This window comes from Sphingobacterium sp. CZ-2 (assembly GCF_004526235.1).
In the GTDB taxonomy this organism is placed as follows: domain Bacteria; phylum Bacteroidota; class Bacteroidia; order Sphingobacteriales; family Sphingobacteriaceae; genus Sphingobacterium; species Sphingobacterium tenebrionis.
The window spans coordinates 2,526,822-2,552,600 of record NZ_CP038159.1; the positions used below are offsets into that span (position 1 = coordinate 2,526,822).

The following is a 25,779-nucleotide window of genomic DNA, read 5'->3' on the forward strand; positions in this document are numbered from 1 at the left end:
CCGGTCAAACTGCAGAATGGTCAATGAACTAAGTTACTAAATGTCATCACCTTCCGATAAATTTAGTTCAAATTTTTAATTCTCAGGATGATAAAGGTTAAAGATTGCTTCGTCGTGCCTCCTCGCAATGACGAAAATATGCCTCCTCGCAATGACGCAAAATTTTCCTCCTCGCAATGACGGAGTGATTACCTTCCGCCTTAATCTTACCTACAATCCTTCAGCATCTGAATAACTTCTTCCTGCGTAAAATGCGTTGTGCTATTTCCAAAATACGTCGTGATATAAGTCAGCACATATGCCACATCAATATTCGTTAAACTAGGAACCCCCGGCATGGCCTGGTTAAATTTTTCCCCATTCACCACAATCTCCCCAGCCATCCCGTTCTTTACAATACAGGCCAGTTTATCCCTATTTTCTTCTAAAAACTTCTGATCGGTTAGCGGTGGATAGAGCTTACCCAATCCCTCGCCTTTGGCACCATGGCAATTTTGGCAATGTTGAACATATAGTTTCTGCCCAATCGTAGCATATTGCATAGTCTGAACACTCAATTTATTATTACAGGAGAACAATAAATTAAGCGCTAAAATCAAGGTCAATATACCTGTGAGGTATTTATAGATCATATTATCTACCTGTATTCATTAAGGATCACGTCCAGATCTTCCAATAACTTGGTTACCTGTTCATCATTTGTCCCATCATATGCTCCACGAAGTCTGCGTTCAGGATCAATGATCACCAAATATCCCGAATGGTCATAGCCTCCAGGTACACTGGCATCTTCCTTGGTATACACCAGATATTTCTCCGAAATACCATAAATATCTGCCTTGGATCCCATTACGAATTGCCATTGATCATTATCAATCCCTAATTTGTTCGCATAATCCTTTAATACATGGGGTTGATCGTATTTAAAATCAATACTATGGGACAAGAAAGCAATTTTTGGGTTGTTCTTATATTTTTCATAAGCCTTCAGCAGGTTTCGTTGCATGGTAGGGCAAATGCTTGGACAGTGGGTAAAAAAGAAGTTGGCCACATAGATCTTATCCTTGAAAAAATCCTGCGTGATATAAACGCTATCCTGATTCAAAAACTTAAAATCCGGAATGGTCGGGTAGATGGAGTCAATGACTTCCTTACCATCAACCATTTTTTTCTCTACCGTAGCTTCGCCTAAAATAGGCAACTTTCTTTCCGTATTATCGCAGGATTGGAATAAGAGCCCAGCAAACAAAGTGAAGGAGGCTAATCCAACTATTTTTTTCATGATTATCTATTAAATGGTGCCAAAGTTGTTTTTGATAAGGCAGCAGCATCCTCAAATTGCTTTTTCATTTCAACTACTCTATCCAACATTTTTTGTTGATAAGCCTGGTCTTCATTCACCGGATCGTAATCCTTCATCCATGTCATCATATTATCCGTTGCAGCTTCCAGATCACTTTTTAGTTTCACCAATTCGCTGCGGCTGTTCGTGGTATCCAATGCGGTATTGGCCGTTTTGATCTTGTCCAAATTCGTCAAGATCGAATCGATGATCACAGTATTCTTATCAAAGGTTGAAATTTGAGGCATGATCTCATCATGGATCTCTATGGCTTGCTGCGAGATCTTTTGGTCTTCCGTTTCTTTTGCAGCTTGATTATTCCCACAAGAGCTCAATAAAGCTGGGATGGCGACACTAAGTACTAACAGTTTTTTCATTTTAATAAAGTTTTGATTGTTTGTTTTCCACCTCTTCCGAAGTGCTTAATTTATTGTAGGTCTCAAAATCAAAATCGAGATCCCGGATATAGATTTCATTGTGGGCTACGGCGCACAAGGTCCCTTTTTTATCGAAAACCTGGGTCTGGAAAGTTTTCACCACCTTACCCTCATGTTTGATGGTATGCAAGGCTTCTTTTAGGACTTCCTCTTTCAGACGAAAGGATACCAATAGATCCATTCTTCCGGGTTTGATGTAATCAATATGTGCCGTCTTCAACCAGGCTACGGTCCTGAGGATTCCCTGATGTTTGAAATATTGATCCAAGAGGATGGGATAGAAAGGGTCAATGGCCGAAAAGATAGTTCCTCCAAAAATAGTCCGATTGGAATTCATGTTCAATAAGGACTTATTAATCCTGACATCAGCCCCCAGGAAACTATCTAGAATGCTGATGACCCAAATCCGTTGAAAAAAGAATGGTGGATATAAGCGCAAGCCCCATTTCAAAGTGTTTGGAGAAACTCTCATGCCGGTAAAAATACGGCTAATTTCCAATATTCTATCGGTAACTGTTGTAATAAAAAAGGAACTGTATTAAATTAACGTCATATTTCTGAAAAATGACTAACCATCAAACTTCAAAGAACATCTGGATACTAGTGTTCGTAGCAGCCTTAGGCTATTTTGTGGATATCTATGACCTGATTATTTTTTCCATCGTTCGGATAAAATCCTTTACAGATATTGGGGTGCCTATAGCCAATATGCGAACTGAAGGCGAGTTTGTGCTCAATATGCAAATGGGAGGCTTATTGATCGGAGGAATTATATGGGGGATACTTGGCGATAAATATGGTCGATTGAAGGTGCTCTTCGGTTCAATCCTGTTGTATTCCTTGGCAAATATTGCTAACGGATTTGTACAGGATGTAACAAGTTATGCCATAATCCGATTTATTGCTGGCATTGGCTTGGCTGGGGAGCTGGGGGCAGGTATAACTCTGGTAAGTGAAACCATGGATCGCAAAAACCGAGGTTACGGGACGATGATCGTAGCAGGTGTAGGAGTCTTAGGGGCTATACTAGCTTATTTTATATCGGAATGGTTCAGTTGGCGGACAGCCTATTTTGTTGGTGGAGGAATGGGGCTCCTGCTTCTTCTGCTTAGAGTAGGTGTTTTTGAATCCGGCATGTTTGCTTCCATGGAAAAAACAGGGGTTCAAAAGGGAAGAATCATGATGCTCTTTGAAAATAAAGAAAGATTCTGGCGGTATTTGTACTGCCTTTGTATTGGTCTGCCCATTTGGTTTGTGGTAGGTGTATTGGTTACCCAAGCGCCAGAAATCGGCCAAGCCTTACAGGCTGAAACGGTGCTGAGTGCTGGAAAGGGAGTGATGTTTACTTATATAGGGATATCATTAGGGGATTTTCTGGCTGGTGTCCTAGCTCAAATCTTCAAATCCAGGAAGAAAGTGGTCTTGGTGTATCAATTGTTGATCCTCTTATTTTCCTGTATATACCTCACCAGAAAAGGCATCACAGAAACTGAATTCCTGTGGTTGGCTTTTTTGATGGGCTTGGGAGTTGGATATTGGGCAACCTTCATCACCATTGCTGCAGAGCAGTTTGGGACCAATATCCGTGCTACCGTTACAACTACAGCACCAAATTTTGTGAGAGGGGCATTAATTCCTTCTACGATAGTGTATGGGGTATTGGTAAATTATGTAGGGATATTATGGGCAGCTATTATCATGCTTGTGTTCTTGACCGGAATAGCCATTTTTGCCCTAAGTAAATTAAAGGAAAGCTTTGATAGGGATTTAAATTTTATAGAAGAATAGCTTAATTCTGAATGAAAGGAGGCTATGTAGATATGAACGCGCAATTAATCCACCCGGCCTGGACACTTTTTACAGCGTTTACCTTTTTTATACTTTTTGCAACATTTTTTGAATACCACATCCCCATTATCTGAGAATGGAGAAAGCCCTTTTTTATCCTCAAAAGGCATATTATCCAATATTTGCAACCTGATCATCGACTCGAACATGTTGCAAATATAGGTAATTTAGATTGATTAAAAATAACTAACCAATTCTTTTACGTAATTCTTTTGCAATATCATTGGTGAAGGTTTGGATAACCAGCGGGTCATCCACATTGTTCCTGATTACCAGGTCGCATTCCTCCTTATGCGGAAGCAGGTATTCATTATAGGATGGTACAACATGGTTGATCCATTTGTACATCACATCTTCCTCATCATAACCACGCTCTACCAAATCCCGCTTAAGTCTTCTCCGAAGAGCAATGGGTTCATCAGCATCCAGGAAAATTCGATAATCCAATAATTGATTGATCTCTTCGTAATGAAAGATAAATAAACCTTCTACCACGAGGATATGGGCAGGTTTGATTTCCAACATCTTTGGCTTCAGGTCGGGATTATTGAAAGTATATTCTTCCTTAAAAACTGTCCTGCCTTCAAATAAATCACTGATATGTTTATAAAAAGTTGCTCTATCGATAGAAGTTGGAAGATCGAAATTATATAATCTGTTTTCTTCTTTTGTTTTTGTATTGGCAGGGATATAATAATCGTCCTGAGAAATTAAAGTGATCTCATCCTCAGAAAAATGATCCAGAAAACTTTTTAGGAAAAATGTTTTTCCAGAACCACTACTCCCTGCTATTCCTATGACATAGGGTTTGTCTATTTCGCTCATTCGTTCTTGTAAACTAATTTATGGGGGCACCATAGGTGATCTCGATCAGAAAGCGTTTGTCAAAAGCCCCAATATTGGAAGCAGCTGACTTGGAAAGGATGACTATGGCATCTTGACTTTCTGCGGTATCGGAGAATTTTCCTACAACCTTGGCAAAGGTAATACTTTTTGTCAATGGGTTGGTAATTTTTAGGATGGTGCCAACCGGTGCAGAACGATGCAAGGCAAGGTTGTTTTTGCCGCCAGATTCCAAGTTTTCCATCCATACGGCAATACCCTTTTCTTTTTTCTCCATAATTCCATACTTATTGGCTTCAAAAGCGATCTCTTCCTTGGATTGCTCGGGAACAGGTAATCTTGCCGTAGTAGATTCTACCGTTGGTTTCGGATCTGTAACAGCGCCATCGGGAATTTTCAGGGTTTGACCCGGTTGTAAGGTGTCCGAAGAAAGGTCATTCAACCTTTTGATGTTATCTACCGTGGTGGCAAATCTCCGTGCAATGGAATAAAGGGTTTCATTATCACCAACCTTATAGGCCGTAAGGATTTTAGCTGTTGCGGTATTTTCAGGCTGACTTAGGCCAGCAACTTCCTGCGCTTTATTATTATCCGTGGTAGGCGCAATGAGGGCATTGGTCGATGGAATGTTTACCGTATCGCCAACCCTTAAGTTTTTCTTATTGTTGGCATTCATGATATCCTGAGCAGGAATACCATAGGTTCTGCTCAATTGATAATACGTGTCTTTGGAGGATACTTGATGCACAATAAAAGTACGACCGTTAATAATCGTAGTTTTCTGGCTTTTCTCTGAAGTTTGGGCATAGGTAACCGCTACAGTTCCCATTAATATACAAGTAGTAAATATAGTAAGTGTCTTTTGGAAAGACTTTTTAATCATTCTTTTATTCATCATTTTTGCAATTATACTAAATAAGAGACAATTTCTCGCTTATTAAAGGTCATAAAGAAGACCTGTCTTTCTAATTGAAAGTAGGGTTGAGGAATCATTTTGTTCATATTGTTTAATATGACTTGTTTATCCAGCAAACGGTTTAAATCGCTAATCGCTAAAATCAGGTCAAAGCCCGATGCTGTTTTTTGGTGGTAACACCAAAGATAAATCTGTCCGCATTTACTGAGCCATAATGGGCCAGTGCTATCCTCATTTTTTAGGAATTGAGGAATAGGGGAATAGGTGATGGGATATTGGATTTTATTGAGGCAGATTTCAAACTTATGCTCTAAAGCAGGACTGTATTTCCCGCTGTGGATATTGATGGCGATGGTTTCACCGGAGGAGATGGAACGATGTCTGGCATGCACAAAGCCACAATATACATCCAACAAAATAAATTCATAAGAAGTAAATACCACCTCATTTCTTTCGATATTGATGATCTTGATTCCTTCTTGGATAGGGGTATGCTCGCCAATTCTTTTTAAAATCAATTGTCCATCCTGCACAGAATCTAAGGTCCATTCCTTACCGTCCGCCTGACAGGGCGACATCAAACAATTGCCTGATAGATCAAATGCATGGAAAGAAGCTTCTGTCGAATCCATATTACGTGTTTCCACAGCGATAATAGGCTGGATAGAGTCAAGCTCGATTTTCCAGATATTCGATGGCAGGGCTTTCTCGAAAACTTTATTTATCGTATATTTAGTCATCCGAGTCGAATTTGATTTCGGTAAAAAAGACTACGTTTATGAACAAATTTACAAAATACATTTTAGGAATTCTCGTACTATGTATCTTGAATGTCTTTTCAAGCTCCGCACAAAGTGTGTATTCCGTTCAGATCAAAGAAGATATCGGTCCTAACTCCTGGCGGACATTAAAAAACGCCATTAGGGAAGCTAAAAAATCAGATGTTGATTATCTTTTTTTAGAATTAAATACATTTGGTGGAGCCTTAAACTTCGCAGATTCTATGCGCTCTAATTTATTGAACGAAAATAAGTTCAAATCTATTGTGTTTGTTCATCATAATGCCGCCTCAGCGGGCGCATTGATTTCATTAGCAGCAGATTATATTTATATGAGTCCCGGTGGAAGTATCGGTGCTGCTTCGGTAGTCAACCAAAGTGGTGAGGTCCTGCCGGAAAAATATCAATCTTATATGCGTGGTTTGATGCGCGCAACGGCGGAAGCGAAAGGCCGGGACCCAAAGGTTGCTGAAGCGTTTGTGGATCCTTCCATTTCCATTCCGGAATTAAAAGAAGACGGAAAACTGCTGACCTTGACAACGGCGGAGGCTGTTAAGATTGGATTGGCAAAGAAAGAGGCGAAAAGCGATGTAGATATATTTTCCGATCTGGGTATCATTAAACCGGCAGTACAACATCATACCTTGACCTGGGTAGATCATCTGATCGCCTTTCTGATCAATCCTCTGGTTAGTGGAATATTGATCATCGGAATCATCGCAGGCATTTATTTTGAAATGCAGACCCCAGGAATCGGATTTGCCCTTTTGGTGGCTATTGTTTGTGGCGCCTTGTTTTTCGCGCCTTTATACCTACAAGGATTGGCAGATCATTGGGAAATAGCCATTTTTATCCTTGGTGTGATTTTGATAGCTTTGGAAATCTTTGTGATTCCAGGGTTTGGTGTGGCAGGGATTGCAGGGATTATTTTGATGTTATGTGGTTTGGCTTTCTCGATGGTAGCCAATGATTATTTAGATTTTAAACTTACTCAACCTGGATTATTAATGAATTCATTTATTATTGTGGTGGGTGCAATGGTTTTGGCCATTGTACTGATGGTTATTTTTGGCAAGAACCTGTTGGAGTCTTCTACCTTTAAGAAATTGGTGTTGGAAGATGAACAAAAGGCTGAAAGTGGATATACTTCTTCTGTGACCAAAACAAATATGATCGATAAGGTTGGAGTAGCAAAGACTGTTCTGCGACCTGCTGGAAAGATTGAGATTGATAATGTGTGGTATGATGCCGTGGCACTTGATGGTTTTATTGATGCCGGAGATGAGATCTATGTGGAGAAGCACGAGAATTATAATCTTTTTGTGAGAAGGACTTCGGAGAGAAAAGGATAAAATCGTCATTGCAACCCCCGGTCTTCGCGACCCACCCCCGTCATTGCGAGGAACGAAGCAATCTTTGAACTTGTAATGCTGAGCGTAGTCGAAGCATCTGTTCGTTTACTATCGTACAGATCCTTCGACTACGCTCAGGATGACAAAAAAAGAAAGGTTTAGAGCTTATTCTAATCGAAAGATTGCTTCGTCGTGCCTCCTCGCAATGACGCAGAAGCACAATTACACAGCAATGTAATGACGTAGCAAAGCCATGACATACTAACACAATGCCCCAGCCGCAAAAAGACAACAAATCTAAAACTTCACCCCCAACGTCATTACCACATTAGTCCTACTATTCTTGATTTCTGCTTCCGGAGCAGGAGATTTCCAGATATCATCCAATGAATACGTCACATCATAATAGGTCGAACTTTCATACTGCATGGCCGTTAAATCAATATACATCGCGTTAGGGAAAATATATCCCAATCCCAACGATCCAATATAACTGCCTTTGCTTGTATCCTCATAAGGCGAGCCCAAATAATTAAATCCTGCCCTACCTGTAAACCTATCCGTAAATACATACTCCGCACCAGCACGGAAATTAAAATTACTTTTGAAAATATTCTTCAGATCCAAATTGATAGCATGCTCATCCGCAGCATTCGCATTGTAAGCCTCATTTATATACTTCACATTATCATATCCCACAAACTCCAAATCCGCAGATATCAAGCCCCTTCCAAAAAACTTGGTTAGTCCAATAGCTGTTTTCCATGGAGAAATAATAGAATAATCCCGACTTTCTCCACCTACTTCAGAAATATATTTCGGACGGATCTGATTCGTTGATTTATCATCTTGATAATATTCCGCTTGGGTATCCAAATAATCATCAAATTTAATCGTAGTCCAAGTAGGAGAGGTAAAGGTCAAACCAAAGTTCCAATCCCACGATGGCTTTAAGATCATCCCGATATTAAAATTTGCACCATATCCAGTAGATTCGCTAGAATAACGATCGGTTAGCGCATAATTAATATCCGTATAGGAATTCTGAACCGATCCTGGCCTTAAGAACGGAGAATCTGGGTTGTCCGGACTGATCTCTTCTGTAGTCTTAGTCCATCCACGTTCATACACGTCCCTGCTATAGGAGTTCTGATAGGCCAATAACCCAACACCTGCTCCGATATAAAAATTATGGCTGTAATTCGCACCAATAGAAAAGTTGCTTAGGTATTTATAGCCACCAGATAAAATATCCACCTGTTGCCCCTTCGGATCTCCTTCCAAAGCAATCGGAAAATATTCTTTTGGATTATCTCCGAAGGCTTCTACTAAGTAAGATCTTCTAAAATCATTGGTAAATGAGGGCGATCCAAACATCGCATCCGTAAGGGATTGTACTAAAGTGTTTTCCGAGTTAATTCCACTATAAACCACCTTATCGTTATAGTTGTTCTGCCTATTAACACTTAGTCCAATGTTAAAGTTCTGCCAACCCACATCTTGATTATAAGCAGTTGGAAATGCCAAAACAACACCGGCATTATCAACCCCAAATTTGGCGAAATTCTTATTTTGGTTCTGACCATAAAAACTGGTCTTGTTGTTATTGTTCAACATGTTGAAAGATATCGACGCATCCGACTGTCCAAAAAAACCTAATCCGGCAGGGTTGCCAGAAATCGAACTGATGTCACCTCCTAAGGAGGTATTCACACCGCCTAATGCCTTGAAACGTGCTGTACCATTAGATTCATCCAATGATAGAATTTTTGCATCATCAAAAATGGATTGGCCAAATGCCGACTGAACAGATAATAAAGTTAGAAAAGCGACTGGAAGTATATATTTTTTCATAGATATACAATATCGGTTTGATAAAAAGAAAATTCGGGTTAATAGGATAAATATATAGCCAATATAAATCTATATTGGCTATATGTATATATGTTAAGTTTGATTAACGTCTGCTGCCTCCGCCGCTTCTTCCGCTACCTGAAGAGGATGAAGAAGAACCGCCACCACTTCGGCCGCTGCTCATGCTTGAGCCTGAAGAACCGCTTCCCATGCTGCTTCCTCTGTCAAAACTACCTGATGAACGAGATGGCTCTGAACTTCTGGAAGTAGGTTGAGACCTATTAGAGGTGCTCGGTGTTTGACGAACGCCTTGAGATCTACTGGTTGGTGTTCTATCTACTGTACCTCTGGATGATGATGGCTGTGTTCTGCCTACATTTCCTTGCGGTCTAGTAGTAGGGTTTGATCTATTGATCCCTTCCGATCTAGATGAAGTACCTCTGGTAGTAGTTCCTTGAGAACGTGTAGTCCCTTGTGTACGGGAAGTGGTTCCTTGAGAACGGTTGGTAGAAGTTGTACCTCTGATACCTTCTGAACGGGAAGTTGTACCTCTATTGTTGTTGATTCTATCGTTGCTTCTGCTCACGGTACCTCTTTCACCAGATCTTGATGTAGATCCTACGCGGGAGCTTCTATCTGTAGCCGCACGACCAGTCTGGATTCTTCCTGAACGGTCTCTTGCAATTACGGAAGAACGACTTCCACCAGCATTGCTATAGATACGTTGGCTACGGTCAGATGGCGTACGATAATTTCGGTTGCCATTGTTTCTTACGTTATAGTAAGGATTTCCCCATTGGCTGTAGTAGGAGTTATATCCCCAGTATCCGCCTCCATAGTAAGAGCCGTATCCATACCAAGGGTTAGCCCATCCGCCATAATACGGATAGTCCCATCCATAACCATAGTAGGGTCTGTTCCATCCCCAGCCGTATCCATGCCAAGGATATCCCCATCCCCAGCCCATGCCAATGCTCCATCCGAAACCGGAGTTCCATCCGAAACCAAGGCCATAGCCATACCATGGGTCAAAGAAAGGATCATAATATCCCATTCCTGGCGTGTTATAATAGAATCTGTTGATGCGGTTTGCATATTCCAATTCTTCGAATTCGCCATCAGCGTATGCTTCGTCAGAATATTCATCCGCATAGTATTCCGATTCAGCGATGGTCTCACCACCTACTTCATCGGTATAATAATAGTCTGGGCTCTGGTATACACCACGTGTATCCCGGTTATTATAAACATCGTCGCGATACACTGTCCGTTGGCTTGTCGAACAGGAGCTTAAGAAAGCAACGAATGCTAAAGCTAACCATCCCATTAATATCTTCTTGTTTTTCATGATGCTAAAACAGTTAAATTTCGATAATACAGTACTTATTTATTATCTTAGACGCAAAATTAATTGCGGGGTTTAATCAAACACTCAAAAATACTAAATATTTTTATTTTTGTAAAAAATGCTGCTCAACAGCAATTTAACGCATATTTTGATAATATAATTTTCAATTAAAGAATGAGTAAAGGAATTACAAGCCGTAGTGAGGATTATTCACAATGGTACAACGATCTAGTCATTAAGGCAGATCTTGCAGAGTATTCTGCAGTAAGGGGATGTATGGTCATCAAGCCATACGGATATGCGATTTGGGAGCGCATGCAAGCGATCCTGGATAAGCGTTTCAAAGAAACAGGCCACTCAAACGCCTATTTCCCCTTATTTATCCCCAAATCATTCTTTTCCAAAGAAGCTTCCCACGTTGAAGGTTTTGCTACCGAATGTGCTGTGGTAACCCATTACCGTCTAAAAAATGATGGCAATGGTAAGATAGTTGTTGATGAAGAGGCTAAACTGGAGGAAGAACTTATCGTTCGTCCAACTTCTGAAACCATTATCTGGAATACCTACAGAGGCTGGATCGAATCTTACCGTGACCTTCCTATTCTGGTTAACCAATGGGCCAATGTGGTTCGTTGGGAAATGCGTACGCGTTTATTCCTGAGAACTGCCGAATTCCTTTGGCAGGAGGGACATACCGCACATGCGACCAAGGAAGAAGCAATCGCAGAAGCAGAACAAATGTTGGAAGTATACGCAGAATTCGCGGAAGGAACCTTAGCTGTGCCGGTGGTTCGCGGTCGTAAAACCGAGAACGAGCGTTTTGCAGGAGCGCTTGATACCCTTTGTATAGAAGCGTTGATGCAGGATGGAAAAGCATTACAGGCAGGAACTTCCCATTTCCTTGGACAAAACTTTGCAAAAGCTTTTGATGTGAAATTCACATCAAAAGAAGGCAAGTTGGACTACGTATGGGCAACTTCTTGGGGTGTTTCCACACGTTTGATGGGCGCATTGATCATGGCGCATTCCGATGATCAAGGATTGGTATTGCCTCCAAAATTGGCACCTATCCAGGTGGTCATTGTACCTATATTTAAAACGGAGGAGGAAAAGGCGAATATTGATGCCTTCGTGAATCAGTTGAACAGTTCCCTTAAAGCGCAAGGAATCTCCGTAAAATACGACGACCGTGATACCCAACGTCCAGGATTCAAATTCGCAGAATGGGAATTGAAAGGTGTTCCATTGCGCGTTGCCGTTGGTGCACGTGATATGCAGAATGGAACTGTGGAGCTTGCCCGTCGCGATACCCAGACGAAAGAAACAGTAGAACAAAATGGTTTGGCAGAACGAATCATCGGATTATTGGATGAAATCCAAGATAATATTTACCAAAAAGCATTGAACTTCAGAGATACCCATATTACTGAAGTTAATTCATATGATGAGTTCAAACAGGTTTTGGAAGAAAAGGGTGGCTTTATTTCCTGTCATTGGGATGGAACCGTAGAAACGGAGAAACGTGTGAAAGAGGAAACCAAGGCAACTATCCGTTGTATTCCATTGGATGCAAAAGACGAAGAAGGTGTTTGTATTTTCACTGGTAAACCTTCTAATAAAAGAGTGCTTTTCGCAAAGGCTTATTAATGAAAAGAATTTTGATATTGGGCTGTGGATGGCTGGCCGAAGAGTTTGCCCATCTACAGCTTAAAAATATGAATCAAGTCTGGGCTACCACGACTACTGAAGAAAAATACCATCGCCTTAAAAACGATGGTATTTTTGCCTATGTCCATAATTTTGTTGGAGCAATAAATAAGGCGTCCAATACAATAGAATCCAACCCAGAAAATATTCTTGCGGAAAGCTTGAAAAACTTCGGTCCTTTTGATCTCATATTGACATCCATTCCAGCAACCAATAGAAATACAGTTGAAGAGCTCCAAATCCGATTTTCAAATGTTTATTCTTTATTAAGTACACTCGAATTCGAGCAACATATTTTTCTGAGTTCTGTAGGCATCTATCCCGATATGAATGGTTTTTTTGATGAATCCTATCATCAGACAACAAAATTGAACCCCAAATTACTTATGGCAGAAGAAGCAATGTTGAAATTACCTAATACCCATGTCTTCCGCTTGGGTGGTCTATTTGGCAAACAACGCATTTTTGCAAAATATTTTGAGGACAGAATCGTCCAGACTGGAGATCAACCTGCCAATTTTATCCATTTGGAAGATGTTTGTGGGGTACTGGATCAGGCACTGAACAAGGGTTTAAAAGAAACCATATATAACCTGGTAACACCTGAACATCCTTTGAAAAAAGAAGTAATCCTTGCCTCGGCAGAAAAATACGGCTACAGAAAGCCAGCCGGTTTCCAATCGGAAAACAGTTTTCAGAAGATCGTTTCAGGCAATAAAATCGCACAGGAGTTGAATTATGGATTTAAATATCCTTCTCCATTGTATTTTTAATAACTTAGTCAGATTAAAATTTACAGATATGAATTATAAGTTTGCAACCAAAGCAATTCATGCTGGTCAAGAATCAGACCCTACAACAGGGGCCGTAATGACTCCGATATACCAAACATCAACTTACCAACAAAAATCGCCAGGCGACCATAAAGGATTTGAGTACTCCAGAGGTACCAACCCTACCCGTAAAGCATTGGAAGATTGCCTTGCGGCTTTAGAAAACGGAAAACATGGTTTAGCCTTTTCCAGTGGGATGGCGGCTACCGATTGTGTATTGCGTTTATTGAAACCGGGCGATGAAGTGGTAACCGGTGATGATCTATATGGTGGTTCTTACCGTATTTTTACCAAGGTTTACGAGCCATTGGGAATCGTATTTAAATTTGTGAATACCTCCGATCCAGAGGCGGTAAGGGCAGCGATAAGCGATAATACCAAGTTGATCTGGGTAGAAACACCGACCAATCCGACCTTAAAATTGGCAGATATTGCCGCTATTGCTGAAATCGCGAAAGCAAGCAATGCCTTATATGCAGTAGATAATACCTTTGCATCTCCTTATTTACAGAATCCATTGGATCTGGGAGCTGACATCGTTATGCATTCCGTGACCAAATATCTGGGAGGTCACTCCGATGTGGTCATGGGCGCATTGATCGTCAATGATGAAGAGCTATATAAACAATTGTGGTTTTATTATAATGCCTGTGGTGGAACTCCAGGTCCTCAGGACGCTTTCTTGGTGTTACGTGGTATAAAAACCTTACATCTTCGGATGAGAGCACATTGTGAAAATGGAAGGGCAATAGCTGAATACCTTAAAAACCATCCTAAGATCGAAAAGATTTACTGGCCAGGATTTACAGACCATCCAGGACATGATGTAGCCAAAAAACAGATGAAGGACTTCGGAGGAATGGTTTCCATCGTATTAAAAGGTGCTGATCTGCAGGAAACATTCCGAATCGCTTCCCAATTCATGGTGTTTACCTTGGCAGAATCGCTAGGTGGTGTGGAGTCACTGATCAACCATCCTGCCACCATGACACATGGATCTATTCCCAAAGAAGCTCGTGAAAAAGTGGGTGTGGTAGATAATTTATTGCGATTGTCCGTTGGGGTAGAGGATGCGGAAGATTTAATCGCTGACTTGGAACAAGCGTTGGGAAAATAATTGATCAACAAGGATCATATCCATCAATTTATTCTCATTATTATTTTTAATAGCTCACATACTTTTGTACATTTGTGCAGCTTTTATTAGGATTTAACAATTATGGAAAATACAACAGTAGAAAGACCAGCAAAACATACGGACAATAACGCAAACCGTACCGAATATTATGTTCAATTAACCATTGCTATCGTAATCGGTTTAGTAGGGGTATTCATTCGTTTTGTACCAGATGTAATCCCGGCTTTGGGACAGATGGGATCTATATTCTCTTGGATTGCTAACATTGCTATCATTATTGCTTCTTTCTTAGCATTCAGAGTTGTTTTCGCAATCTTAGGTTTCGGAAAAAAATAAGGTTTATTCCTAAAGGGTTTTAAAACTCGAAAGTCTAAACTAAGGATATTTAAAAGGCCTTGAATCATTTGATCCAAGGCCTTTTTTTATGGGCGATGTTTCCAGCGCCCAATTTATATTTTCAATTGGAAATTCCGCTTTCCAATTAATTTAAGATCGACCAAGTAGCGTATGGAATTCTTGATAAAGCCAAGATCAAACCCAATACATAAAAAATCAAAACCGTTTGGTTTGCTTTTTTAGGATCCGCAATTTTCTTTGCTTTAGAATATCCAATAGTAATCAATACGATCGCAAGAACCATCGCGATAGGATGTTCAACGGTGTACAACCTGGAAACACTATCCTTCATGGTTTCGCCCGAAAGGTTCTCAAAACCTCTTGAGGAAGTGAAGTATAGTATAAAACCAATAATCAATTGTAAGTGGGCACTGATCAATCCGATCAAAGCAATCTTACGGTTGAAAGGTTTGTTGCCCGCATAATTAGCTAAGGTGATCAAGATCGCGACCACTAAGGCAAGTAGCAATACAATTGCTAATGTGGAATGTAGATGTAGCATAGTTTCTATAAATTTCAATCACAAATATACTATTTTGAAAGTCGTTTGTCGCCTAATTCTTTAAACTCTGACTTAGCTTTGAAATTAGGGAAGGTATTTTCCATGGATAGGGTATATCCTATGTCAAAGAATAACCTGGTATCCGCGATTATCCCATCAAATTTCCAGTTTTCATCCACTTGATCGGTTACCGCATGGTATCTTCCGGCCAGTGCATTCCGACGGGTAGCTAAAGCAGCAGTATCCGTTTCTAAATAATCTCCCGCACTGCCCATATATAATCCAGGAATTCCCTGTTTCACAAAGTTGAAATGATCCGAACGATAAAATCCACCAGAGGTAGGACTCCCTTCAGGTTTTAAGGTTCTACCGAATTTCTCGCCCGATCTGATGGCATAATCCTCCAGTTCCGTCTGTCCGGTTCCTACCACCGAAAACCCATTTTGTGCTCCAACCGGATTAAAGGAATCCATGTTCAGGTTGGCCACTGTTTTGTTCAATGGGAAAATAGGATGCTCCGCATAATATTGGGAGCCCAATAATCCTTGTTCCTCAGCCGTTACAGCTAAAAATACGATCGTTCTTTCCGGTTTTACCTTTGCGGCTTTGAAAGCCTTTGCGATTTCAAACAAAGCGGCCACCCCAGTTGCATTGTCTATTGCACCATTGAAGATGGAATCTCCGTTGGATACCTCTCCAATTCCTAAATGGTCCCAATGAGCGGTATAAATAATCGTTTCGTCCGCACGCTTGCTTCCTTCGATCTTTGCCAGTACATTATTTGATTTCGATTCCCGGAAACTGTTTTTTAAGGCGACGTTCGTGGTTAGATTCATCGGTACAGGCTTAAATCCTTTTTTCTTGGCATCTTCCATAACCTTCGGATCAAAACCAGCAGCCTTGAATAATTTGTTTGCTGTTTCACCTGTTACCCAACCTTGAAAAGCCACTTGGTTCTTTCCTTTGTTTTCAGGAACCAATGACAATTGCGGACCAGTCCAACCACCTCTTACCACATTCCAACCGTAGCTGGCGGCAGCCGTTTCATGGATGATCAGGACACCTGCAGCACCCTGTCTGGATGCTTCCTCAAATTTATAGGTCCAGCGACCATAATAGGTCATGGTATCTGCTTTAAACAGATTTTTATCATAGCGGCCAGGATCAGAAACCATCACCACAACGGTCTTTCCTTTCACATCCAAACCCTCGTAATCATTCCAATTGTATTCTGGAGCCACGATTCCAAATCCTACAAAAACCAGCTCTGTATTTTCTACCTGGATGTTTTCTTCCATCCTTGGCGAACCGATCACATAATCATCCAAAAAATCAACCGTAACATCGGTATTTTTCCCCTTGAAGGTAAGCGTATTCTCCACCGGTTTGGCGTCGATCTCCACCATAGGCACCTCTTGGAAATAAGAATTTCCGTTCCCTGGTGCTAAGCCCAGGGCCTTAAATTGCTCTTGAATATAATTTACCGTGAGGGTATCGCCTTTTGTAAAGGGTTTTCTGCCCAAAAATTCATCCGATGCTAAAGTGGCCACATAGTTTTTGAAGCCTTCCTCCGTGATGGCATGGATGGCTGTGGAATCCAACTTACCGCTATCAAAGCTTCCAGATTCGGAACCTGATTTACAGGATACCAAACCCAGTAAAGCCGCAGCAAAAAAATAGGTCGTTTTTTTCATTTTTAATGGTTTTATGGTTTTTCTATCGGAAAAACTTCAGCAATTGGATGGAAAAGATAGATCCGCTGGCTAGAAACCTCCAGGCATTTATACCTTTTTCGAAGTTTCTCCTGTTTCTGGAATATCCTTCCGCTCTTGATACTGAAGTACTGTTGGAACTCCAGCGTGTCAATCGTCACGATCTCCTCCCGTTTGCTGTCATAGTTTTTCAACGTCTTGTATAGATTCAGATCGGTGCAGCTAGAAGCTGCTGGATTGTTCATATACTTGACCAAAGCGCTGGTCACATCTGCCGGAAATAGATTCAATCTGATGAAGGGATCCATTAATCCCTTAAAGTTATTCTTCCATTCCGTCCCATGTGGCCTAACCTTGTTCTTGTGGTTCTGCCAGGTTTTCAGATGGGCAAATTCATGAACCGTGGTGATGAGAAAAGAAAATGGATTCAAATCATGGTTAATGGTAATCTGATGGGGTTCATTTTTGAATGGCGAACGATAATCGCCGAGTTTTGAACTCCGTGATTTGGTCACCTTGAACCTACAGGCAGTATCATTGATCCATTGGGAAATGATCGGCGCTGCAGCTTCTGGAATATACTTGCTCAACTGTTTGCTAAAATCCGGCATGAACTACAAACATATTAGTTTAACATTAGAATTAATAATATAAAATATTCAAATTTCCCGTTGGAAACAGAATTAACTATATTTGAGGGTAAGTCAAAACATACATGTTAAGTAAACTGCTGATAAAAAACTATGCATTGATAGATGCATTGGATATTTCATTCGACCATAAACTCAATATCATTACCGGAGAAACCGGAGCCGGTAAATCCATCATTATGGGGGCATTGGGACTAATCCTGGGCAACCGTGCCGAAAGCAAACATTTTTTTGATGAAAAATCAAAATGTATCATTGAAGGACATTTTGATGTGCAGCATTATCAGTTGCAGGATCTCTTTCAGCAGCTTGATCTGGATTATGATGACTTATCCATTATCCGTCGAGAAATTCATGCCGACGGAAAATCCCGTGCATTTGTAAATGATACACCCGTGACCTTGCAGACCTTGAAGGTATTAGGCGAGCGATTGATCGATATCCATTCCCAGCATGCCACCTTACAGATCAATACCGAAGCTTTTCAGTTGTTGGTATTGGATACCGTAGCCCAGCATACTGACTTTTTGCAGGATTATAAACAACAATACCAAAGCTATAAGAAGTCCAGTCAGGAGCTTAAAGATATGGAAGAGGACCTGGCAAAATCCAGGGCGGAATACGATTATCAGCAATTTATTTTCAATGAATTGGAACAGGCGAATCTGCAGGAAGGAGAGCAGGCTGAAATGGAAGCCGAGCAGAGCCAATTGGAGAACGCGGAAGAGATCAAGCGCCAATTCCATGCAGCAGGTCAAGTCCTTCAAGGGGAAGAGATCAATGTATTGGATAGTCTGAAAGCTGCATCTAATGCGGTGCAGCAAGGAATCCGTTATTTGCCTTCTGCTGAACATATAAATGAACGCATGCAATCAGTGATCATTGAATTGAAGGATATTGCAGCAGAAGTGGAGCAGATCGCGGATGGGGTAAGTATGGATGAAGAAAGATTGACCTTGATAAATGAACGTTTAACAGTGCTTTATGATCTTCAGAAAAAGCATCGGGTGGATCATGTGGAAGGGTTGATTCAATTGCGCGAGGAATTGGAAAGTAAAATGCAGTCTTCTTCGGATTTGGAAGAAAAGATCGAAGCATTGAAGAAAAGTTTGGAAGTAGTATTTGCAGGGCTTCAAACGAAAGCGGAAAAGATCAGCTTGAATCGGGAGAAGGCGACTAAGATATTGGAGAAGGAGGTGACACAGGTATTGGCGAGGGTGGGAATGCCACATGCGCAATTGAAGGTGGAACTGAAAAGATTGGATAAATTTAAATCGACGGGACAGGATGAAGTTTCCTTTCTGTTTTCGGCAAATAAGGGGCAATCTTTGCAGGCTATTCATAAGGTAGCTTCGGGAGGGGAGTTGTCGAGGGTGATGTTGGCGATTAAGTCGCTGGTGGCAAAAACTTCGGCTTTGCCTACGATAATTTTTGATGAGATTGATACGGGGATATCGGGAGAGGTGGCTTTAAGGGTTGGGGAATTGATGGAAGAACTGGCGGAGAATATGCAGGTGATCAGTATTACGCATTTGCCTCAGATTGCTTCACAGGGTGATAGCCACTTTAAGGTGTATAAAGAAGATAAAGGCGAAAAAACAAAATCTAATATTGTGTTGATGGATAAGGAGGAGAGGGTTATGGAAATTGCGCAGATGTTAAGTGGAGCGAATCCGGAAGCCACAGCTGTACAACATGCACGGGAAATGTTGAAGTAGGTTATCGTCATTGCGAGGCTTACGTCATTGCGAGGAGGTACGACGAAGCAATCTTTGAACTATGCCTCCAGAGCATCAATCTTTTGTCATGCTGAGCGGAGTCGAAGGATCTGTACGGTTACAAACGAACAGATCCTTCGACTCCGCTCAGCATGACATGCGGGAAGATTGCTTCGTTCCTCGCAATGACGAATGGCTCCTCGCATTAACGAAAACCTCGCAATGACGAGTATATCTAATTACCTACCAAACCCTCCGTCAATCCAACTTTGATTAACATTTTTTCAGGTCTAACAGGTGCTCCAGTACCTCTATATTCCGCATAAACAGCAACCGATCCAACAGCATAATTTGCAGTGAAATGGTAATCACGAATGGTTCCTGGCAAAAGCTCATAAAGATTGGAATGACTCTCAAACAAAGCTGCTACACTTACAATTCCATCTTCAAAAATTACTTCATCTAAATCCGGCTCATCAATGATTAATTCATAAGTTGGACGATCAGCAGTAATTGCTTTCCAAGCTGAAGGTTCAATAGTATACACATACGTATAAGTCCTAGTAGAGTTCGGATCCATTACCTCTTTAGTACAAGAACTAAAGCTGACCAAACTTGCTGTTGCAATTGCAAAGGCTAATAAAAGTTTTTTCATGAGAAGAGTTATTATATTGTTATTAATCTGTTTCTTATGGGTTAAGACAACCCAAACCCCAAAAAGTTTAAACCTTTTTAACAAATATTTTGCCATAAAAAAAGCCGGATGAGTATCATCCGGCCTTTCCTATACAAAATTGAACTTAGTCTTTTTTCTTATTATCCTTAGATTCAGAGGCTAAAGAAGAATCATCCTTCTGGTTTTTTTCGGCAGAAGAAACCACAATTTCTTGTTTTTCTTCATTGTAATCCACCAAAATAGTGTCCCCATTTTTCAGATCTCCTTTAAGGATCTCCTCTGCGATTGGGTCTTCCAAATATTTCTGGATCGCACGTTTCAACGGACGGGCTCCAAAATTACTGTCATAACCTTTCTCTGCAATATGGTTCTTCGCTTTCTCTGTCAAGTTGATCGGATGTCCCAATGCTTCGATACGGGCGAATAAAGATTTCAATTCAATATCAATGATTTTGAAGATATGATCTTTGTTCAACGAGTTGAAGACAATAACATCATCAATACGGTTCAAGAACTCTGGTGCAAAAGCACGTTTTAAAGCCGTTTCAATCACACCTCTGGAATGAGAATCAGCTTGGTTCTCTTTCGCAGCGGTTGTGAAACCAACCCCTTGACCAAACTCTTTCAATTGGCGTGCACCAATGTTCGAAGTCATGATAATGATGGTATTGCGGAAGTCCACCTTACGACCCAAACTATCAGTCAACTGTCCTTCGTCCAAAACCTGTAACAACAGGTTGAAAACATCCGGGTGAGCTTTTTCGATCTCATCCAACAAGACAACTGCATACGGCTTACGACGAACCTTCTCGGTCAACTGACCTCCTTCTTCATAACCAACATATCCTGGAGGCGCTCCCACCAAGCGGGATACCGCGAATTTCTCCATATATTCACTCATGTCGATCTGAATCAATGCATCTTCCGAATCAAACATGAAACGTGCAAGTTCTTTTGCCAATTCCGTTTTACCAACGCCGGTCGGACCTAAGAAGATGAAGGAACCAATAGGTTTCTTCGGATCTTTCAATCCTGCTCTGGTACGTTGGATCGCTTTCACCAATTTCTGAACAGCATCATCCTGGCCGATGATACGACCTTTCATGGAATCGCCCATGTTCAATAATTTCTGGCTGTCCGTTTGGTTCACACGTTGAACTGGAATACCAGTCATCATGGATACTACCTCGGCCACATTATCTTCCGTTACGGTATATCGTTTGGTTTTGGTTTCCGCTTCCCAAGCTGTTTTTTCCTTCTCTAATTCCTCGATCAATTTTTTCTCGGTATCACGAAGTTTAGCAGCTTCTTCATATTTCTGCGAACGAACGACCTTGTTCTTCTCTACTTTCACATCCTCTATCTTCTCTTCGATATCGATGATACTCTGAGGGACATGGATATTGTTCAAGTGTACACGAGAACCTGATTCATCCAAGGCATCGATAGCCTTGTCTGGTAAGAAACGATCCGTAATATAGCGCGTAGTCAAAGACACACAAGCCTCGATGGCTTCTGGGGTATAGGTTACATTGTGGTGTTCCTCATACTTGTCCTTGATACGGTTCAAAATCTCGATCGTATCATCATAGGTAGTCGGCTCCACCGTTACCTTTTGGAAACGACGATCCAATGCGCCATCTTTCTCTATATACTGACGGTATTCATCCAAGGTAGTTGCCCCGATACATTGGATCTCTCCACGAGCCAATGCCGGTTTGAACATGTTCGATGCATCCAATGAACCTGATGCACCTCCAGCACCAACAATGGTGTGGATCTCATCAATGAACAGAATTACATCTGGTGATTTTTCCAATTCGTTCATCACCGCTTTCATCCGCTCCTCAAACTGACCGCGGTATTTTGTACCTGCAACCAAGGATGCCAAATCTAGGGTAACTACACGTTTATTGAATAGCACACGAGAAACCTTCCGTTGGATAATCCGTAAAGCCAATCCCTCAGCAATGGCTGATTTACCAACTCCTGGTTCTCCAATCAAAATCGGATTGTTCTTCTTCCTTCTGGAAAGAATCTGAGATACTCGTTCAATTTCTTTTTCACGACCAACGATCGGATCCAATTTACCTTCCTCCGCTGCTTTCGTCAAGTCACGACCGAAATTATCCAAAACTGGAGTTTTCGATTTGATATCAGAAACCTTCTTAGGGGTTGTAAATTGCGATTCTTCTTCGTTATAATCCTCGTCACCTCCGGAAGGCGAATTCGATGCCTCGTCGGTGATGCTGGTCGCATTCTGTTCTACTTCTGTTTTGAAAACATTGTAGGAAACATTGAACTGTGATAAAATCTGTGAAGCAATATTATCCTCATCCCGTAGGATGGCCAATAATAAATGTTCGGTTCCAATAATATCACTTTTGAATATCTTAGCTTCCAAATAGGTAATCTTCAATACTTTTTCTGCCTGTTTAGTCAGTGGCATGTTACTGATCGATGTACGGGAAACAGAAGGCCCCATAACGGCCTCCTCTATGGCTTGCCTTACAGCGGCCATGTCAACGCCGATATTCTTCAATATCTTGATCGCTACTCCATCGCCCTCACGGATAAGACCAAGTAATAAATGCTCTGTGCCTATATACTCGTGTCTTAAGCGAAGTGCTTCTTCTCGAGAGTACGAGATCACGTCTTTGACCCGGGGTGAAAATTTTGCTTCCATTAAATTCCTTTCTCTATTAAATCGGGTGATAATTGTATAAATGTAATAAAAATACCCTTTACACCCTTTTGTTACTTTATATTTTTATCAACAATTAGACCATAGCGCGAAAACTATCAAATTGTCAGTAATTCCATTATCTTTGTGGAAAAAGTTTCATCATCCTTATGTCAGACGAGAAAATTATCTTTTCCATGGCAGGCGTGAATAAAATTCACCCGCCATCCAAGCAAGTACTCAAGAATATCTATCTATCCTTTTTCTATGGAGCTAAAATAGGGGTCATTGGTTTAAATGGTTCCGGAAAATCTTCCCTATTGAAAATCATCGCCGGTATCGATAAATCCTACCAGGGCGAAGTGGTGTTCTCACCAGGTTATTCTGTAGGTTATTTAGCACAGGAACCCGAATTGGATAAAACAAAGACGGTATTGGAGATTGTGGAAGAAGGTGTTGCTGAAACAAAAGCCATCCTTCAGGAATATGAAGATATCAATGAAAAGTTTGGTCTGCCGGAAGTCTATGAGAATCCTGATGAAATGGATAAATTATTGGCTAGGCAAGGCGAGTTACAGGATATGATCGATGCGAGCAATGCCTGGGAATTGGATTCGAAATTGGAACGCGCCATGGATGCTTTACGTTGTCCGGAGCCGGATACCTTAATTGCCAATTTGTCAGGGGGTGAGCGAAGAAGGGTGGCGTTATGTCGTCTTTTATTGCAAGAACCAGATGTCTTGTTGTTGGATGAGCCTACCAACCACTTGGATGCCGAATCCATCGATTGGTTAGAGCAACATTTACAGCAATATAAAGGTACGGTAATCGCCGTTACACACGACCGTTACTTCTTGGATAATGTAGCCGGTTGGATCCTGGAATTAGACCGTGGTGAAGGTATTCCTTGGAAAGGGAATTATTCTTCCTGGTTAGATCAGAAAGCCAAACGTTTGGCTCAGGAAGAAAAACAGGAAACCAAGCGTCAGAAAACATTAGAACGCGAATTGGAATGGGTAAAAATGGCACCAAAAGCCAGACATGCCAAATCCAAAGCCCGTTTACATAATTATGAAAAATTAGCCTCTGAGGAGACCAAAGAACGCGAAGAGAAATTGGAGCTGTTCATTCCTCCAGGCCTTCGATTAGGCAATGTGGTGATCGAAACAACCAATGTATCCAAAGCCTATGGCGATCGGATCTTATTTGAAAATTTAAGCTTCTCCCTTCCTCCAGCAGGTATTGTGGGTATTATCGGTCCAAATGGTGCCGGTAAAACGACCCTTTTCCGATTGATCACAGGTCAGGAAGAACCAGATTCGGGAACATTCCGGGTAGGAGAGACCGTGGCTCTGGGCTATGTAGACCAGATGCACGATGATCTGGATGCCAACAAATCCGTTTGGGAAAATATTACCGATGGAAATGAGAACATCCAATTAGGAAATCGTCCGGTGAATTCCCGTGCTTATGTTTCCAAATTCAATTTCAATGGCGCCGACCAACAGAAGAAAATCGCTGTATTATCCGGTGGTGAACGAAATAGGGTACACTTGGCCATTACCTTGAAAAAGGGATCCAATGTGCTATTACTCGATGAGCCGACCAATGACATCGATGTGAATACCCTGCGGGCCTTGGAAGAAGGTTTGGAGAATTTCGGTGGATGTGCGGTGATCATCTCCCACGACCGTTGGTTCCTAAACCGCATCTGTACGCATATTCTTGCCTTTGAAGGGGATTCGCAAGTCTACTTCTTCGAAGGAAATTATACCGAATACGAAGAGAACAGAAAGAAACGTTTAGGTGATGTAGGTCCGAAAAGAATTAAGTATAAAAAACTTGTAAAATAAAGATTATTGGAAACCGCCAAGTTACTCGAAGCTATCATTGAAAATGCCATCGATGGGATTATTACGATTGATAACCATGGAAATGTGGAAAGCATAAACCCTGCCGCATTAGAACTCTTCGGATATGATGCCGAAGAGGTGATCGGGAATAATATTTCTATGTTGATGCCTGAGCCAGACCGTTCCAATCATGACCGTTATATTTCAAACTATGAAGAAACAGGTCACAAACGGATTATAGGTATTGGTAGGGAAGTGCGGGGACTGAAAAAAGATGGTACAACCTTCCCTTTCCGTTTGGCAGTTAGCGAAGTGTTCTATAAGGATCGGAAAATCTTTACCGGATTCGTGCATGACCTCACCAAAGAGAAGAAAGCCGAGATCGAACTAAAGAAACATACCCAAGAATTGGAATGGAAGGTGCGGGAAAGAACAAAAGACCTGATCAAATTGGTTTCCGAGCTGGAAAAGGCGAAAGCTGATGTCAGTGTTTCCCTTGAAAAGGAAAAGGAATTGAACCAATTGAAATCAAGATTTGTTTCCATGGCATCCCATGAATTCCGGACCCCATTGAGCTCTGTGCAATTGTCGGCCTCCTTGATTGATCGCTATGTAGAAAAATCGGAATATGCCCCCATTGAAAAACATACCAATCGGATCAAAAATTCTGTTCAGCTGTTGAATACGATCCTCAATGATTTTCTGAACTTAGAAAAACTGGAAGCGGGAGTCGTCGTGGTCAATAAAAGTGATGTGAACATGGTACAGTTGGGTGAAGAGATCGCAGAAGAAATGCAGATGATCTGTAAAAAGAACCAACATATCATCTACCAACATACGGGCGAAGAGGCGAACTTCTTTATCGATCCTAATCTGTTGAAAAACAGTATCATCAACTTGATTTCCAATGCCATAAAATATTCCGGAGAAGATACCTTCATTGAGTTCAATACGGAGATTGGCAAGGATTCGCTTGTGGTAACCGTAAAGGACAATGGTATTGGTATCCCATTGGAAGATCAGGTAAACCTGTTCGAACCTTTCTTCCGTGCAAATAATACAGGCAATATCCCTGGTACCGGTCTGGGGCTGAACATCGTGAAACGCTATGTTGAACTCATGGGCGGTAAAATGGAATATTGGTCCGCCGTGAATGAAGGCGCAATTTTTAAAATGAATTTCATCCAATAAG

General features: G+C 41.2%; 23 protein-coding genes. 9 read left to right on the forward strand and 14 right to left on the reverse strand.

The features are described from left to right. Positions 1–206 precede the first annotated feature (206 nt). Genes E3D81_RS11205 through E3D81_RS11220 form a run of 4 tightly spaced genes read right to left on the reverse strand, consistent with a single transcriptional unit; the run spans position 207 to position 2,251 of the window. A complete protein-coding gene (locus E3D81_RS11205; RefSeq protein ID WP_099366565.1) occupies positions 207–632 on the reverse strand; it encodes a c-type cytochrome in 426 nt (141 codons plus the stop codon). A 5-nt stretch (positions 633–637) separates the two neighbouring features. Then, the gene (locus E3D81_RS11210) at positions 638–1,282 is read right to left on the reverse strand and encodes an SCO family protein (protein WP_134777427.1); all 645 of its coding nucleotides are present in this window, start codon (positions 1,280–1,282) and stop codon (positions 638–640) included. A gap of 2 nt (positions 1,283–1,284) precedes the next feature. Next, positions 1,285–1,719: a transposase gene (locus tag E3D81_RS11215; RefSeq protein WP_134777428.1), complete on the reverse strand. Its 435-nt coding sequence runs from the start codon at positions 1,717–1,719 to the stop codon at positions 1,285–1,287. Between the two features lies 1 nt (position 1,720). Next, the gene (locus E3D81_RS11220; protein ID WP_099366568.1) at positions 1,721–2,251 is read right to left on the reverse strand and encodes a DUF4442 domain-containing protein; all 531 of its coding nucleotides are present in this window, start codon (positions 2,249–2,251) and stop codon (positions 1,721–1,723) included. 92 nt (positions 2,252–2,343) lie between these two features. Between E3D81_RS11220 and E3D81_RS11225 the strand changes: the two genes are divergently transcribed. Then, positions 2,344–3,567 (forward strand): MFS transporter, encoded by a 1,224-nt coding sequence (locus tag E3D81_RS11225; RefSeq protein WP_134777429.1) that lies wholly within the window; start codon positions 2,344–2,346, stop codon positions 3,565–3,567. Positions 3,568–3,813: 246 nt separating this feature from the next. Here E3D81_RS11225 and E3D81_RS11230 read toward each other — a convergent pair whose 3' ends face one another. From E3D81_RS11230 to E3D81_RS11240, 3 genes are read right to left on the reverse strand one after another with little or no spacing between them, the layout of a single operon-like run. After that, positions 3,814–4,452 (reverse strand): uridine kinase, encoded by a 639-nt coding sequence (locus E3D81_RS11230; RefSeq protein ID WP_099366570.1) that lies wholly within the window; start codon positions 4,450–4,452, stop codon positions 3,814–3,816. Between the two features lie 13 nt (positions 4,453–4,465). Next, positions 4,466–5,368 (reverse strand): LysM peptidoglycan-binding domain-containing protein, encoded by a 903-nt coding sequence (locus E3D81_RS11235; RefSeq protein ID WP_134777430.1) that lies wholly within the window; start codon positions 5,366–5,368, stop codon positions 4,466–4,468. An 8-nt stretch (positions 5,369–5,376) separates the two neighbouring features. Then, positions 5,377–6,126, reverse strand: coding sequence for a DUF4905 domain-containing protein (locus E3D81_RS11240; protein WP_134777431.1), 750 nt, complete (start codon positions 6,124–6,126; stop codon positions 5,377–5,379). A gap of 38 nt (positions 6,127–6,164) precedes the next feature. On the opposite strand from E3D81_RS11240, the gene E3D81_RS11245 reads away from it, so the two are divergent. Continuing rightward, the gene (locus E3D81_RS11245; protein WP_134777432.1) at positions 6,165–7,517 is read left to right on the forward strand and encodes an NfeD family protein; all 1,353 of its coding nucleotides are present in this window, start codon (positions 6,165–6,167) and stop codon (positions 7,515–7,517) included. A gap of 297 nt (positions 7,518–7,814) precedes the next feature. Here E3D81_RS11245 and E3D81_RS11250 read toward each other — a convergent pair whose 3' ends face one another. Then, positions 7,815–9,371 (reverse strand): OmpP1/FadL family transporter, encoded by a 1,557-nt coding sequence (locus E3D81_RS11250; RefSeq protein WP_134777433.1) that lies wholly within the window; start codon positions 9,369–9,371, stop codon positions 7,815–7,817. 103 nt (positions 9,372–9,474) lie between these two features. Continuing rightward, positions 9,475–10,719: a hypothetical protein gene (locus E3D81_RS11255; RefSeq protein ID WP_134777434.1), complete on the reverse strand. Its 1,245-nt coding sequence runs from the start codon at positions 10,717–10,719 to the stop codon at positions 9,475–9,477. A gap of 174 nt (positions 10,720–10,893) precedes the next feature. Here E3D81_RS11255 and proS point away from each other — a divergent pair, with 174 nt between their 5' ends. The 4 genes from proS (at position 10,894) to E3D81_RS11275 (ending at position 14,733) form a co-directional block, all read left to right on the forward strand. Further along, entirely contained in the window at positions 10,894–12,366 is a 1,473-nt protein-coding gene (proS, locus tag E3D81_RS11260; RefSeq protein WP_134777435.1) for a proline--tRNA ligase, read from the forward strand. Then, complete coding sequence (locus E3D81_RS11265; protein ID WP_134777436.1) at positions 12,366–13,199, forward strand: GDP-L-fucose synthase; 834 nt, start codon at positions 12,366–12,368, stop codon at positions 13,197–13,199. Before proS ends, E3D81_RS11265 begins: the two co-directional genes overlap by 1 nt. 28 nt (positions 13,200–13,227) lie before the next feature. After that, positions 13,228–14,376, forward strand: a complete 1,149-nt coding sequence (locus E3D81_RS11270) for a cystathionine gamma-synthase (RefSeq protein WP_134777437.1) — start codon at positions 13,228–13,230, stop codon at positions 14,374–14,376. 102 nt (positions 14,377–14,478) lie between these two features. Next, a complete protein-coding gene (locus E3D81_RS11275) occupies positions 14,479–14,733 on the forward strand; it encodes a hypothetical protein (protein WP_099366579.1) in 255 nt (84 codons plus the stop codon). A gap of 145 nt (positions 14,734–14,878) precedes the next feature. Here E3D81_RS11275 and E3D81_RS11280 read toward each other — a convergent pair whose 3' ends face one another. From E3D81_RS11280 to E3D81_RS11290, 3 genes are read right to left on the reverse strand one after another with little or no spacing between them, the layout of a single operon-like run. After that, entirely contained in the window at positions 14,879–15,295 is a 417-nt protein-coding gene (locus tag E3D81_RS11280) for a hypothetical protein (RefSeq protein ID WP_099366580.1), read from the reverse strand. A gap of 29 nt (positions 15,296–15,324) precedes the next feature. Then, complete coding sequence (locus E3D81_RS11285) at positions 15,325–16,989, reverse strand: M28 family metallopeptidase (protein WP_134777438.1); 1,665 nt, start codon at positions 16,987–16,989, stop codon at positions 15,325–15,327. A gap of 11 nt (positions 16,990–17,000) precedes the next feature. Beyond that, positions 17,001–17,618 (reverse strand): sprT domain-containing protein, encoded by a 618-nt coding sequence (locus tag E3D81_RS11290; protein ID WP_134777439.1) that lies wholly within the window; start codon positions 17,616–17,618, stop codon positions 17,001–17,003. A gap of 104 nt (positions 17,619–17,722) precedes the next feature. On the opposite strand from E3D81_RS11290, the gene recN reads away from it, so the two are divergent. After that, the gene (recN, locus tag E3D81_RS11295; RefSeq protein ID WP_134777440.1) at positions 17,723–19,375 is read left to right on the forward strand and encodes a DNA repair protein RecN; all 1,653 of its coding nucleotides are present in this window, start codon (positions 17,723–17,725) and stop codon (positions 19,373–19,375) included. 235 nt (positions 19,376–19,610) lie between these two features. Here recN and E3D81_RS11300 read toward each other — a convergent pair whose 3' ends face one another. Then, a complete protein-coding gene (locus E3D81_RS11300; protein ID WP_144038136.1) occupies positions 19,611–20,030 on the reverse strand; it encodes a hypothetical protein in 420 nt (139 codons plus the stop codon). Positions 20,031–20,175: 145 nt separating this feature from the next. After that, entirely contained in the window at positions 20,176–22,737 is a 2,562-nt protein-coding gene (locus tag E3D81_RS11305) for an ATP-dependent Clp protease ATP-binding subunit (RefSeq protein WP_134777441.1), read from the reverse strand. A gap of 167 nt (positions 22,738–22,904) precedes the next feature. Here E3D81_RS11305 and ettA point away from each other — a divergent pair, with 167 nt between their 5' ends. Then, positions 22,905–24,587 carry an energy-dependent translational throttle protein EttA gene (gene ettA, locus E3D81_RS11310; protein ID WP_134777442.1) on the forward strand — a complete coding sequence of 561 codons (1,683 nt, stop codon included), beginning with the start codon at positions 22,905–22,907 and terminating at the stop codon, positions 24,585–24,587. Between the two features lie 6 nt (positions 24,588–24,593). After that, positions 24,594–25,778 (forward strand): PAS domain-containing sensor histidine kinase, encoded by a 1,185-nt coding sequence (locus E3D81_RS11315; protein WP_134777443.1) that lies wholly within the window; start codon positions 24,594–24,596, stop codon positions 25,776–25,778. The last annotated feature ends 1 nt before the right edge of the window (position 25,779 follow it).